Below are 13,738 nucleotides of genomic sequence, written 5' to 3' on the forward strand. Positions count from 1 at the left end.
GTCGGCAACCCCCTCAAACTCTCCGACTCCCCCACCCACATCACCACCCCACCCCTCCTGGGCCAGCACACCGAAGAAATCCTCATCGGCGAACTCGGCGTTCAGGAAGCGGAGTTGCCGCTCCTCAAGGCACAGGGCGTGATCTGACCGACGGCGGCCCGCGCCGCTTCCACTCCGTCCCGGGCGAGCCGCGACCGCTCCCCGGGACGGTTTCCGTGAGTACCCGAACCGGAGTGAGGTAGCCCAGCATGTCGACACACGCATCCCGTATCGCCCCGCCCGTCGGCGACTCCGTCATCGACCGGCTCGTGGAGTCCAACCGCGCCTACGCCGCAGGGTTCGTGGACCCGGGCATGGGTGCCCGTCCGGTCCTGCGCGTGGCCGTCGTGGCGTGCATGGACGCCCGTATCGATCTGCACGCCGCGCTCGGCCTGCAACTCGGCGACTGCCACACCGTCCGCAACGCCGGCGGTGTGGTCACCGACGACACCATCCGCTCCCTGACGATCAGTCAGCGAGCACTGGGCACCCGCAGTGTCGTCCTCATCCACCACACCGGCTGCGGTCTGCAGACGCTGACCGAGGAGTTCCGGCACGAGCTGGAGATGGAGGTGGGGCAGCGACCGGCGTGGGCGGTGGAGGCCTTCCGGGACGTCGACCAGGACGTACGGCAGTCCATACGGCGCGTGCGTACCTCGCCGTTCCTGCCGCACACCGACGACGTGCGCGGTTTCGTCTTCGACGTGACGTCGGGGCTGCTGCGGGAGATGGACGCGGGGTCCTGAGCCGATCCAGGGGTCGTGGGAGTATCCCGGCATGCGCCTGACAGCTGACGGGGCCACGCCGATCCCGCGGTCGGTATGGGTGGAGGATCTCGAGACCGACGACGGCTACGCCTTCGAGCTTGTTCGTCCCCACTTCCTCACCGCGGGTGATCGCATCGGGTTCGAGGGCGACATCCTCGTCGTGGTGCGGCCCTGCGAAGCCCGGCTGACGGCGGACGGCAGCTGGTCCACTCGTTGCGGACCGGGAGTCGGAAGCCGCAGGTAGGCGATCGGCGGGCGCGCTGTCCCGGTCCGCCCACCCGGCCCTCGCCCACCCGGCTCGCCCCTGCTCTCGAAGCTGGGCCGGCCTTGCCCCGTGCCCCGTCGTCACACGCCCCGGCCGGCCATCGCGGCGATCTGCTTGCAGTAGAAGTCGGTCGTGTTCGCGGTGTGCCGGCGCATGAGTTCCTCGGCGCCGTCGGGGTCGCCGCCGGCGATGGCCTCGATGATCAGGGCGTGCTCGCTCCAGGCGTCCGTGCCGCGGGGCTTGGCGATGGGCATGTAGTACCAGCGCACGCGCCGGTCCACCTGGGGGATGAGCTCGGCGAGGACCGCGTTGCGCGAGAGGTGGGTGATGTGGGTATGGAGGGCGGCGTTCGCCTCCACGATGGCCCGGGCGTCGCCGGCCGCGAGCGCGGAGAGGCCGGTCTGCTGCAGTTCCCACAGCCGGGCGACGTCGGTGGGAGTGGCGTGCTGGGCGGCGCCGCGCGCGGAGTGGGTCTCCAGGACGGCCCGGACGCTGAGGAGTTGGGCGCACTCCTCGGCGGAGGGGGAGTGGACGAAGGCGCCCTGCGAGGGGCGCAGGTCGACCCAGCCGGCGGTGTGGAGTCGTTGGAGGGCTTCGCGGACGGGCTGACGGCTGACGCCGAGGTGCTCGGCGAGGTCGGCCTCGACGAGGTGCTGACCGGGGGTGAGCATGCCGTTGATGATCAGCTCGGTCAGGGCGTCGTATACCGCCTGGCGCAGCGGAGCGGGCCGGGCGATCGGGCCGCGGGCTGCCACGGTGGGTATCTCGGGCATGGACCCTCTCCCTCGTTCGACCGCGGACGGTGAACCGCGCCTACGGGATACTGAGTTTAGTATGCAATAGCCATTCCTGTGCGGCCTGTGTTGCGGACTCCCGGAAATTGCCTCGGCCCCACGTCTGGCGTCGACCAGTTGAGGGATGCAAAATACTGTATGCAATCATTGTCCCCGCCTGACAGCGGACCGGACACCGCTCCTGAGGGGGTCACTCCGTGTCGTACCGCACCGCTCTCGCAGAAGTCCTCACCCGTGCCGTCGCACCCTGCGCCGAACTGACCGCCGCGGAAGGCAGGTTCCCCCGTGGCGCCGTGACGGCCCTCGGGGCCACCGGACTGCTGGGACTCACCGTCGCCACCGAGTTCGGCGGCGCCGGCCTCGGGCTGCCGGAAGCCGCCGAGGTGGTGGCGCGGACCGCGTGCGTCTGCCCCGCCACGGCGGCCGTGCTCCAGGCCCACTACACGGCGGTCGCCGTCATCGAGTCGTACGGCAATCCCTGGCTGCGCGGAGAGATCGCCGCCGGACGCCACCTCAGCAGCCTCGCCCTCGCCGAGGACGGCACGGGTGGGTACGGGCAGGAGGCCCAACTCCTCACGCCACGCTGCACCGCGGTCCGTTCCGGTGGCGTGGTCGCGCTGCGTGCGCGCAAACGCCAGGTGGTCGCGGCGGGGGAGGCCGACAGTTACCTCTGGTCCTCCCGCCCGCTCGGTGCACGGGACGGCCTGAGTCTCTGGGGGGTTCCGGCGCACGCCCCGGACCTGTTCGTCCCGGCCCGGCCGGACGCCGTGGGGCCGTCCGGCAGCGCGACCTCCACCGTGCTCGCCGATCCGGTGCTGGTGCCCGCCGACGCGCTGCTCGGCCAGGACGGCGGAGGGCTCGACATCGTGCTGCGCACGGTCCTGCCCTGGCTGCTGGAGCTGCGGGCCGCCGCCGGCGCGGACGGGCTGCGCCTCACGGCCGCCGACCTGATGCGCCGGCCCGTCGACTCCCTCGCGCCGTCCTGAACTCCCGCCCGGGGGAGACCCGTTCGGCGGGGGCCCGTGCGGTCAGTCCTGGCTCGAGCCGGACGCGATCTGCTTGCGGTAGAAGTCGCTCGTGCGCTCGGTGTGCTTGCGCATCACCTCGCCCGCGCGGTCCGCGTCGCCCTTGGCGATGGCCTTGATGAGCTGGGTGTGCTCGTTCCAGGCCTCCTTGCCGCGGGGCTTGGCGATGGGGGTGTAGTACCAGCGCACCTTCTGGCCCACCTGCGCGAGCAGTTCGGCCAGGACGTCGTTGGCGGCCATGGAGGTGACGAAGGCGTGCAGGGCGGTGTTGGCCGCGACGAGGCGTTCGACGTCGCCCTCGGCGAGCGCGTCGACGCCTTCCTGCTGGAGCTCACCGAGGCGTTCGATGTCCTCGGGCTGTGCGTTCTGCGCGGCGAGCTGGGCCGAGTAGGTCTCCAGCACCGAGCGGACGCCGAGGAGTTGGGCGGCCTCCTCCTCGGTGGGGGAGTGCACGAACGCGCCCTGGGCGGGGCGCAGGTCGACCCAGCCGGCGGTCTGCAGTCGCTGCAGGGCCTCGCGGACCGGCTGGCGGCTGACGCCGAGGTGCTCGGCGAGCTCGGCCTCGACCAGGTGCTGGCCGGGCTTGAGGGAGCCGTTGACGATCAGCTCGGTCAGGGCGTCGTACACGGCCTGGCGCAGTGGTGCCGGGCGGGCGACGCGCCGGGACGCTGCGGCCGTGAGTGCCTCGCGCATGGTTGTCCCGTTCTGCCGCCGGGCCGACGGCTTTGCCAAGTGGTGGCCGCCGAGTGGGTTGCCGACGGCGGCTTCAGCATACAGGTTTTGGTATGCAACATGGTGTCGGCTGTTGGCTGTACGGCCGGGCTCGACCGAGGCTCCGGGCTCCCTTGCGGGCCGGAATCGGCACAGGCTTCTTTACGACTGTCGTCTGTATACAGAAGCCTGTATGAGGTATTGTCTCAGTCTCCTGCAACCCTCGCCGGGGACCCGTGTGACGGAAGGCGAAGCGATCATGACGACCAGCGGGAGCGATGTGACGGTCGAGAGCGTGGTCCGGAGGGTGGTGGCCGATCACCGGGGTCAGCGCGGCGCGCTGCTGCCCGTACTGCACGCCGTACAGGCCGAGTTGGGTCATGTGCCACAGGAAGCGGTCCCGGTGCTCGCCGACGAGCTCAACCTCTCCAGGGCGGACGTCCACGGAGTCGTGACCTTCTACCACGACTTCCGCCGTGAGCCCGCGGGCCGCACCACGGTCCGCATCTGCCGCGCCGAAGCCTGCCAGGCGCTGGGCGCCGACCGCCTGGTGCGCTACACACGCGAGGCCGGACTCACCCTGGGCGAGACGACACCCGACGGTTCCGTGACCGTCGAGCAGGTCTTCTGCCTGGGCAACTGCGCGCTGGGGCCGTCGGTGGAGGCGAACGGACGGCTGTACGGACGAGTGGGCCCGGCCCGGCTGGGCTCGATCCTCAACGGGACGGTCTGATCATGAACAACTCCTCCCCGGCCGGCATCCCGGTCGGCGCCCCGTCGCACTCCGCGACGACGGTCCACGTCCCCCGCGACTCGGCGGCCAGGTCCGTCGGCGCCGACGAGGTCGCCGGCGCCCTCCAACGCGCCGCCGCACGCGGGGACTTCGCCATCGACGTCGTACGCAATGGATCGCGCGGCATGCTCTGGCTGGAGCCGATGGTCGAGGTCGCCACGCCGCGGGGCCGTGTCGGCTACGGCCCGGTGACGCCCGAGGACGTCGACGGGCTCCTGGCCGCCGGCCTGCTCGACGGTGCGGACCACCCGCTGCGGCTCGGCCTCGTCGACGAACTGCCCTGGCTGGCCCGCCAGAACCGGGTCACCTTCGCCAGAGTCGGCGTCATCGACCCCCTCTCGCCCCAGGACTACGTCGAGCACGGCGGCCTCCTCGGACTGCGCGCCGCCCTCGAACTCGCCCCCGCGGACGTGGTCGCCGAGGTCACCGGGTCCGGACTGCGCGGACGCGGCGGCGCCGGATTCCCGGCCGGTATCAAGTGGAAGACCGTGCTGGACTGCGCCGACGAGCTGAAGTTCGTCTGCTGCAACGCCGACGAGGGCGACAGCGGGACCTTCGCCGACCGCATGGTCATGGAGGGCGACCCGTTCCTGCTCATCGAGGGCATGACCATCGCCGCGCACGCGGTCGGCGCGAGCGAGGGTTACCTCTACATCCGCTCCGAGTATCCCGACGCGATCGCCACGATGCGCGAGGCGATCGAACTCGCCCGTGGACAAGGCTGGTTGGGCAAGGGGATCCTCGGCTCCGCGCTCGACTTCGACCTGCACGTACGCGTCGGGGCGGGCGCGTACATCTGTGGCGAGGAGACCTCCATGCTGGAGAGCCTGGAGGGCAAGCGCGGCATGGTCCGCGCGAAGCCGCCGATCCCGGCGATCGAGGGCCTGTTCGGCAAACCGACCGTGGTGAACAACGTGCTGACCCTCACCACCGTCCCCACGGTCCTCGCGAACGGCGCCAAGGCGTACCAGGACCTCGGCGTCGGCCGCTCCCGCGGCACCCAGGTCTTCCAGCTCGGCGGCAACATCGCCCGCGGCGGCATTGTGGAGACGGCCTTCGGCATCACCCTGCGCGAGCTGATCGAGGAGTACGGAGGCGGCACCCACACGGGCCGCCCGGTCCGTACCGTGCAGGTCGGTGGGCCGCTCGGGGCGTATCTGCCGGATTCGCTGTTCGATCTGCCGATGGACTACGAGGCGTTCGCCGAGGCCGGTGCGATGCTCGGGCACGGCGGGATCGTGGTCTTCGACGACACCGTCGACATGGCGGCCCAGGCCCGCTTCGCGATGGAGTTCTGCGCCGAGGAGTCCTGCGGCAAGTGCACTCCGTGCAGGGTCGGTTCGGTCCGTGGCGTCGAGGTGATCGACAAGATCGTCGCCGGTACGCACCGGGACGAGAACCTGGCCCTGCTGGAAGACCTCTGCGACCTGATGACCGACGGCTCGCTGTGCGCGATGGGCGGACTGACCCCGATGCCCGTGCGCAGCGCCCTGACCCACTTCCCCGACGATTTCCACGGCGGCCGTCGGCTCCTGGAGATCCAACCCGTGAACGCCACTGGCGTGAGGACGGAGGGCACGGCATGAGCCTTCTCAAGGAACCCGACCACGGAACCCCGGAACAGCCCGGCCCGGCAACGGTGTCGGTGGAGATCGACGGTCTGGCGGTGAACGTCCCCGAGGGCACCTCGGTGATGCGCGCCGCGGCACAAGCAGGCGTCGACATACCCAAGCTGTGTGCCACCGACAGCCTGGAGGCGTTCGGCTCCTGCCGCCTGTGCGTGGTGGAGATCGACGGGCGGCGCGGCACTCCGGCGTCCTGCACCACCCCGTGCTCCGACGGGATGAAGGTGAGCACCCAGACACCGAAGGTGGAGAAGCTCCGCCAGGGCGTCATGGAGCTCTACATCTCCGACCACCCCCTGGACTGCCTCACCTGCCCCGCCAACGGCGACTGCGAACTCCAGGACATGGCAGGCGTGGTGGGCCTGCGGCAGGTCCGTTACGGCTACGAGGGCGAGAACCACCTCGACGCCGAGAAGGACACCTCCAACCCCTACTTCGACTTCGACCCCTCCAAGTGCATCGCCTGCTCCCGCTGCGTCCGCGCCTGCGGCGAGGTCCAGGGCACCTTCGCCCTCACCATCGAGGGCCGCGGCTTCGACTCCAAGGTCTCCCCAGGCGCCGGTGAGTCCTTCATGGACTCCGAGTGCGTCTCCTGCGGCGCCTGCGTCCAGGCCTGCCCGACGTCCACACTCCAGGAGCGCTCGGTCGTCGAACTCGGCATGCCGACAAGGTCGGTCGTGACGACCTGCGCCTACTGCGGTGTCGGCTGCTCCTTCAAGGCCGAGCTGCGCGGCGACGAACTCGTGCGCATGGTGCCGTACAAGGACGGTGGCGCCAACGAGGGGCACTCCTGTGTGAAGGGCCGCTTCGCCTTCGGCTACGCCACCCACCCCGACCGCCAACTCAAGCCCATGGTCCGCGAAAGGATCACCGACCCCTGGCGGGAGGTCGAGTGGGACGAGGCGATCGGCACCGTCGCCCGGCGGATGCGTGAGCTCCAGGACCGGTACGGCACGAGCTCCGTCGGCGCCATCACCTCCTCGCGCTGCACCAACGAAGAGGTCTACGTCGTACAGAAGATGGTCCGCGCGGCCTTCGGCAACAACAACGTCGACACCTGCGCCCGCGTCTGCCACTCCCCGACGGGATACGGCCTCAAGCAGACCTTCGGCGAGTCGGCGGGCACCCAGGACTTCCGCTCGGTCGCAGAGGCCGATGTCATCATGGTGATCGGCGCCAACCCCACCGACGGGCACCCGGTGTTCGCCTCCCGGATGAAGCGCCGGCTGCGCGAGGGTGCCGAGCTGATCGTCGTCGATCCGCGCCGCATCGACCTCGTACGCTCGCCGCATGTCGAGGCCCGACACCACCTCCAGCTCCGGCCCAGCACCAACGTGGCCGTGGTCAACGCGATGGCCCACGTGGTCGTCACCGAGGGCCTGGTCGACCGGTCCTTCGTGGACGCCAGGTGCGAAGGCTTCGACGACTGGGCGGAGTTCGTCGCCCGACCGGAGAACAGCCCGGAAGCGGTGGAACCCGTCACAGGCGTCCCGGCCGCCGAACTTCGCGCCGCCGCACGGCTGTACGCCGAAGCCCGCAACGGCGCCATCTACTACGGTCTCGGTGTCACCGAGCACAGCCAGGGCTCCACCATGGTCATGGGAATGGCCAACCTGGCGATGGCGTGCGGCAACATCGGCCGCGACGGCGTCGGCGTGAACCCGCTGCGAGGACAGAACAACGTCCAGGGCTCCTGCGACATGGGCTCGTTCCCGCACGAGCTGCCCGGCTACCGGCATGTCTCCGACGACGCGGTACGCACCGTCTTCGAGAACCTCTGGGGCGGAACCCTCCTCGCGGAGCCGGGTCTTCGCATCCCCAACATGTTCGACGCGGCCATCGACGGAACCTTCCGCGGACTCTTCGTCCACGGCGAGGACATCGCCCAGTCCGACCCCAACCTCCAGCACGTCACCGCCGCACTGGAGGCCATGGAACTCGTCGTCGTACAGGACCTGTTCCTCAACGAGACGGCCAAGTTCGCCCATGTCTTCCTGCCCGGGGCGTCGTTCCTGGAGAAGGACGGCACCTTCACCAACGCCGAACGCCGTATCAACCGGGTCCGCGCGGTCATGAAACCCAAGACGGGCAAACACGAGTGGCAGATCGTCAGCGAGATCGCCACCGCCATGGGCTATCCGATGGCCTACGACCATCCGAGCCGGATCATGGACGAGATCGCCTCGGTCACGCCGACGTTCACCGGCGTCTCCTTCGACCTCCTCGACAAGCTCGGCAGTGTCCAGTGGCCGTGCAACGAGGAGGCTCCGGAGGGGACGCCCATCATGCACGTGGACGAATTCGTGCGCGGCAAGGGCAAGTTCGTGGTCACGTCCTATGTGCCGACCAACGAGCGCAGCACCCGGCGTTTCCCGCTGGTCCTCACCACCGGACGGATCCTCAGCCAGTACAACGTCGGCGCGCAGACCCGGCGTACCGGCAATGTCGCCTGGCACCCCGAGGACATCCTGGAGCTGCACCCCCACGACGCCGAGGTCCGCGGGGTCAAGGGCGGCGACATGGTCACCCTGTCCAGCCGCGTCGGGCAGACGACCCTGCGCGCGGAGATCTCCGACCGGATGCCGACCGGCGTCGTCTACACCACCTTCCACCACCCCGTGACCGGGGCCAACGTGGTGACCACGGAGAACTCCGACTGGGCCACCAACTGCCCCGAGTACAAGGTGACCGCCGTCCAGGTGGGGCTCGCCCGCCCGGACCGGGCCGGCGACGGTGAAGCCGCACAGAACGACCTCGTGACGGTGGTGGACTGAGATGACAGCGATCGTGCCGTCCGAGCTCAGGATGGCGAACGACATCGCCCGCAACCTCGGCCATCTGCCGGGGGAGCGGGCCGCCGAGGAGATCGCGGGGCACATCGGCAGGTTCTGGGACCCGAGGATGCGCACCAGGCTGCAGGAGTTCGTCGACGCCGGCGCGGACGGCCTCGACCCCCTGGTGGTGGCCGCGGTGAAGCTCCTGCGCTGAACAGACCGCGCCTGCGCCCGCTGCGGGGACGTGCAGCGGGCGCAGGCGCTCTCATGCCGGTCGGCATACAGTTCGTGCACCGGGCACGACTTCCTCCCCCTGTACATATCCCAAATACTGCATACAGTATGGAGCTAGGTGGGGCGGCCTCGGGCAGAGAGGAGTCGTTCATGCTGTTCCGGCAGCTCGAGTACTTCGTGGCGGTGGCGCGGGAACGCCACTTCGCCCGGGCGGCGGAAGCCTGCTACGTCTCCCAGCCCGCGCTCTCGGCGGCGATAGCCAAGCTGGAGCGGGAGCTGAACGTCACGCTCATCAACCGGGGGCACAACTACCAGGGCCTGACCCCCGAGGGCGAGCGGCTCGTCGTGTGGGCCAAACGGATCCTCGCCGAACAGGACGCGTTCAAGGCGGAGGTGGCCGCCGTGCAGTCCGGCATCACGGGCACGCTGCGGCTCGGCACGGACCCCACGGCGTCGACGACCCTGGCACTCCCCGTGGCCGCGTTCTGCGCCGCCCACCCCCTCGCCAAGGTGCAGGTGCGGTCCCGGCTGTCGACGAAGGAACTCCACCGCCAGCTGCGCGACTACGAACTCGACGTGGCGATCGCCCACTTCGACCCCGGCGACCAGGAGGGCCTCCAGGTCGTACCCCTCTACCAGGAGCGCTACATGCTGCTGGTGTCGGACGACCATCTGGTGGCGCAGTCCTCGACCGTGACATGGGCGGACGCGGCCCAGTTGCCGCTCGCGCTGCTGACGCCCGACATGCGGATCCGGCAGATCGTGGACACGGTGTTCGCGGAGAAGGGGTTCGTGGTCACCCCGCAGGTCGAGACGGACTCCATCGCCTCCCTCTACGCGCACGTCGGCGGCGGCGAGTGGGCCAGCATCGTGCCGCACACCTGGCTGCGGGCGATGCCCGTCATCGGCCGGACCAGGGCGCTGCCCCTGGTCGACCCGGAGGCCGGCGCGCAGGTGTCCGTGGCGATCCACGCCGCGACCCCCGGCTCGGTCGCCGCCCGTGCCTTCGTCAACGCGGCAACCGGCCTGTCCCTGGACGACTTCTTCGCCCGCCCGCTGCCCAGCGAGCACCGCGTGCGCTGAGCCCACCGTCCGGAGCCCGTGTCAGGGGGCGAATCGTGCCTGCACCGCCTTTCGATCCAGCCCGCCCTTCGCGGTGTACGGCAGCGCGGTGACCAGCTCGAGCCGGTCCGGCACCTCGAACGCGGCCAGCCGGTCACGGCAGTAGCGCAGGATCTCCCCGCGCCCCACGCTCTCGCCCTCCCGCACCACCACGGCGGCGCCCACCCGCTGCCCGTACACCGTGTCGGGCACGGCGAACACGGCCGTCTCGGCCACCCCCGGACACCCGGCGAGGATGTCCTCGACATGCTCGGGCGAGATCTTCTCGCCGCCGCGGTTGATGAGGTTCTTGATACGCCCGGTCAGGGACAGGTACCCGTCCGCGTCCAGAGTGCCCAGATCGCCGGTGCGCAGCCAGCCGTCGACGAAGGTGTACGCCGTCCCCTCCCGGTCGCCGAGATAGCCGCGCGCGACGGTGGGACCGTGCACCCACAACTCGCCCTCGACACCCACCGGACAGGCCCGCCCGCCGCGGTCGAGCACCCGGATCTCGACACCGGTCGGCCGCCCGACCGAACCGTGCTTCAGCGCACCCCGCCCCGGCAGCGGCTCGCTGGTCGCCTGGTGCGAGGACTCCGTCATCCCGTACGCGGACAGCAACGGCGCCCCGAACGTACGCTCCAACGCCCGCTGGGTCGCCGGGTTGAGAGGAGCACTGCCACTGCGTACGAACTTCAGGGCCGGCGCCTGCGGGCCCGGGTACTCCCGCTCCGACCGGTCCAGCAGGATCTCGTGGATGGCCGGGGCCGCGGTGAACCAGGTGGCGCCCACGGCGCGCATGTCGTTCCAGAACGTGCCGGCCGTGAACCGGCCGCGCGCGGGCAGCAGCACACAGCCCCCGCTGGCGAGGGAGGCCAGCAGTGCCGCGAACAGCCCGTGACCGTGGAAGAAGGGCATCACCGCGACCGTGGCGTCGTCGGGCCCCAACTCGTAGGTGGTACACAGGGAGTGGACGGAGGCGGCCACGTTGGCGTGAGTGAGCGGGACCATTTTCGCCCGGTCGCTGGTACCGGCGGTGTAGAGAACGAGCGCGTCATGGGCGGACAACTCACCTGCTGAGCCGCTGACCTGGGGCGCGGCACACGCGCCGGGTTCGAACACGACGGCCGCCGTCCCCGCACGGGAGACGTCCACGCGCAGCGGCCAGGCCGGGACCGGCAGCGGGGCGCCCGCCGCGGCCGGGCCCAGCAGGACCGTCCGAGCCCCCAACGCATTGATACGCGCCGAGAGTTGGGACTCGGGCAGCGACGGATCCAGCGGAGCCACCACCAGACCGGCCCGCGCCGCTCCGAGGAGCGCGACGACGAACTCCGCGGTGTTGGCGCAGATCAGGCCGACCGCGTCACCGCGGCGCAACCCCGTGCCGCCGAGCCGCGCCGCCACCGCGTCCGCCAGGGCCGCGAGACCCCGGTAGGACAGCGGCACCCGCTCCCCGGTGACGACCAGGGCCCGGGCGTACGGGCGTTCACGCACCTGCGCGTCGAGGAGATCGACGAGGCCCGTGACCGTCGGAGGCCGGTACCGGTTCGCGTCGCGCACGGATGCCGCGGCCGCAGCGGCCATGACCCCACCCCCTCGCGCCCAGGTCCGATGCTTCAGTCCTCTGCGAGCCTGCGGTGACCTGCGGCGCACGTCCAATACCTACTGCCGAACGACCGATAGCAGCCGTCTATCAAGGGAGTTGCGAGGGCCCTCGGCAGCCGTCGATAGATGTTGTTTATCGGCTGGTCGCCGATGGGTCTTGGACGCGGACGGACGCGCTGCGGATGGTGAGAGCAGTAGCCGCTCCGGCAGGACCTGCCCAAGGAGGACCTCGGACCATGACCGCCCCCTCGCCACTGGAGACCGCGGCAGCAGCCGACGTTCCGACCGAGCTCACCGACGGGTACCACCTGGTCGTCGACGCGCTCAGGATGAACGATGTCGACACCATCTACGGCGTGGTCGGCATCCCGATCACCGACCTGGCCCGCCTCGCCCAGGCCCAGGGCATCCGTTACATCGGCTTCCGTCACGAGAGCAACGCCGGACACGCGGCGGCCATCGCCGGCTACCTCAACAAGAAGCCCGGCGTCGCCCTGACGGTGTCGGCCCCCGGCTTCCTCAACGGCCTGGTCGCGCTGGCGAACGCGACCACCAACTGCTTCCCCATGGTCCAGATCTCCGGCTCCAGCGAGCGCCACCTAGTCGACCTCAAACAGGGCGACTACGAGGAGATGGACCAACTCGCCGCCGCCCAGCCCTTCGTGAAGGCCGCCTACCGGGTCAGCCGCGTCGAGGACATCGGCCGCGGTATCGCTCGCGCCCTGCGCACCGCGATCTCCGGACGACCCGGCGGTGTCTACCTCGACATTCCCGCCGCGGTGCTCGGCGCCATCATGCCCAAAGCCGAGGGCGAGCGCACGCTGAGCCGCCTCGTGGACCCCGCCCCGCGCCAACTGCCCGCACCGGAGGCCGTGGACCGTGCGATCGAGTTGCTGGCCTCCGCCGAACGCCCGCTGGTGGTGCTCGGCAAGGGCGCGGCGTACGCCCAGGCGGACGCCAAGGTACGGGAGTTCATCGAGTCGACCGGCATCCCCTACGTACCGATGTCGATGGCGAAGGGCCTGCTGCCCGACGACCACCCGCAGTCGGCCGCAACCGCCCGGTCCCTGGCGCTGAAGAAGGCCGACGTCGTGATGCTGATCGGCGCCCGCCTCAACTGGCTCCTCGGCCATGGGCAGGCGGGGTGGAATCCCGACGCCAAGTTCATCCAGATCGACATCGACCCCAAGGAGATGGACAGCAACCAGCCCATCTCCGCCCCGCTCGTCGGGGACATCGAGTCGGTGCTCGACGTGCTCGCCGAACGCACCAAGCCCGGCCAGATCCAGGCCCCTTCGGCGTGGCGGGACGAACTGGGGCAGCGCTCGGCGCAGAACGTCGCCAAGATGGCCAGGCGCCTTGAGGCCGACCCGCACCCCATGCAGTTCATGGGCGCCCTGAAGGCCGTACGCGACGTCGTACATCAGCACCCGCAGACGTACATCGTCAACGAGGGCGCCAACGCCCTGGACATCGCGCGCAACGTCATCGACATGCACGTGCCGCGCCACCGCCTGGACAGCGGCACCTGGGGCGTCATGGGCATCGGCATGGGGTACGCCATCGCCGCCGCCGTCGAGAGCGGCGCACCGGTCGTCGCCATCGAGGGCGACAGCGCCTTCGGGTTCAGCGGCATCGAGATCGAGACCATCTGCCGCTACCAACTGCCCGTCGTCACCGTGATCATGAACAACGGCGGTGTCTACCGCGGCGACGACGTCAACCCGTACGACGACGCACCCTCGCCCACCACCCTGATGTCGGCGGCCCGCCACGACCTGCTCATCGAGTCGTTCGGTGGCAAGGGCTACCGCGCCACCACCCCCGCCGAGGTCACCGCCGCCCTGACCGAGGCCCTCGCCTCCGGCGGCCCGGCGCTCATCGACTGCGTGATCGACCCGTCGGCCGGCACCGAGAGCGGCCACATCTCACACCTCAACCCCAAGGGCATCACCGTCGGCAACATCACGCCGGCCAAGAAGTGACCACGCAACTTCACGAAAAG

12 protein-coding genes are annotated in these 13,738 nt (G+C 70.3%); 9 read left to right on the forward strand and 3 right to left on the reverse strand.

Annotated elements, in window-relative coordinates:
• Positions 1 to 248: 248 nt before the first annotated feature.
• Both TN53_RS00005 and TN53_RS00010 read left to right on the forward strand, forming a co-directional pair.
• On the forward strand, positions 249 to 785 hold the full coding sequence (locus tag TN53_RS00005; protein ID WP_046256158.1) for a beta-class carbonic anhydrase: 537 nt from the start codon (positions 249 to 251) through the stop codon (positions 783 to 785).
• A 31-nt stretch (positions 786 to 816) separates the two neighbouring features.
• On the forward strand, positions 817 to 1,050 hold the full coding sequence (locus TN53_RS00010; protein ID WP_046256159.1) for a hypothetical protein: 234 nt from the start codon (positions 817 to 819) through the stop codon (positions 1,048 to 1,050).
• Positions 1,051 to 1,151: 101 nt separating this feature from the next.
• On the opposite strand, the gene TN53_RS00015 is transcribed toward TN53_RS00010, so the two are convergent.
• Entirely contained in the window at positions 1,152 to 1,844 is a 693-nt protein-coding gene (locus TN53_RS00015) for a GntR family transcriptional regulator (RefSeq protein ID WP_095046208.1), read from the reverse strand.
• Positions 1,845 to 2,062: 218 nt separating this feature from the next.
• Here TN53_RS00015 and TN53_RS00020 point away from each other — a divergent pair, with 218 nt between their 5' ends.
• Positions 2,063 to 2,851: an acyl-CoA dehydrogenase family protein gene (locus TN53_RS00020; protein ID WP_046256160.1), complete on the forward strand. Its 789-nt coding sequence runs from the start codon at positions 2,063 to 2,065 to the stop codon at positions 2,849 to 2,851.
• A gap of 42 nt (positions 2,852 to 2,893) precedes the next feature.
• Here the strand turns inward: TN53_RS00020 and TN53_RS00025 are convergent, their stop codons facing one another.
• The gene (locus TN53_RS00025; protein ID WP_095046209.1) at positions 2,894 to 3,583 is read right to left on the reverse strand and encodes a GntR family transcriptional regulator; all 690 of its coding nucleotides are present in this window, start codon (positions 3,581 to 3,583) and stop codon (positions 2,894 to 2,896) included.
• Between the two features lie 277 nt (positions 3,584 to 3,860).
• Here TN53_RS00025 and TN53_RS00030 point away from each other — a divergent pair, with 277 nt between their 5' ends.
• From TN53_RS00030 to TN53_RS00050, 5 genes are all read left to right on the forward strand, one after another.
• Positions 3,861 to 4,334, forward strand: a complete 474-nt coding sequence (locus TN53_RS00030; protein WP_046256376.1) for an NAD(P)H-dependent oxidoreductase subunit E — start codon at positions 3,861 to 3,863, stop codon at positions 4,332 to 4,334.
• 2 nt (positions 4,335 to 4,336) lie between these two features.
• On the forward strand, positions 4,337 to 5,980 hold the full coding sequence (locus TN53_RS00035; protein WP_046256162.1) for a formate dehydrogenase beta subunit: 1,644 nt from the start codon (positions 4,337 to 4,339) through the stop codon (positions 5,978 to 5,980).
• Positions 5,977 to 8,793 carry a formate dehydrogenase subunit alpha gene (gene fdhF / locus TN53_RS00040; RefSeq protein WP_046256163.1) on the forward strand — a complete coding sequence of 939 codons (2,817 nt, stop codon included), beginning with the start codon at positions 5,977 to 5,979 and terminating at the stop codon, positions 8,791 to 8,793. Before TN53_RS00035 ends, fdhF begins: the two co-directional genes overlap by 4 nt.
• A 1-nt stretch (position 8,794) precedes the next feature.
• The gene (locus tag TN53_RS00045; RefSeq protein ID WP_046256164.1) at positions 8,795 to 9,007 is read left to right on the forward strand and encodes a formate dehydrogenase subunit delta; all 213 of its coding nucleotides are present in this window, start codon (positions 8,795 to 8,797) and stop codon (positions 9,005 to 9,007) included.
• 170 nt (positions 9,008 to 9,177) lie between these two features.
• Complete coding sequence (locus TN53_RS00050; RefSeq protein WP_046256165.1) at positions 9,178 to 10,110, forward strand: LysR family transcriptional regulator; 933 nt, start codon at positions 9,178 to 9,180, stop codon at positions 10,108 to 10,110.
• Between the two features lie 21 nt (positions 10,111 to 10,131).
• Here the strand turns inward: TN53_RS00050 and TN53_RS00055 are convergent, their stop codons facing one another.
• Positions 10,132 to 11,712, reverse strand: a complete 1,581-nt coding sequence (locus TN53_RS00055; RefSeq protein ID WP_046256166.1) for a FadD7 family fatty acid--CoA ligase — start codon at positions 11,710 to 11,712, stop codon at positions 10,132 to 10,134.
• 257 nt (positions 11,713 to 11,969) lie between these two features.
• Between TN53_RS00055 and oxc the strand changes: the two genes are divergently transcribed.
• Positions 11,970 to 13,718, forward strand: a complete 1,749-nt coding sequence (gene oxc, locus TN53_RS00060) for an oxalyl-CoA decarboxylase (RefSeq protein WP_046256167.1) — start codon at positions 11,970 to 11,972, stop codon at positions 13,716 to 13,718.
• The last annotated feature ends 20 nt before the right edge of the window (positions 13,719 to 13,738 follow it).

It is taken from the genome of Streptomyces sp. WM6386, assembly GCF_000972385.1.
Lineage (GTDB): Bacteria > Actinomycetota > Actinomycetes > Streptomycetales > Streptomycetaceae > Streptomyces.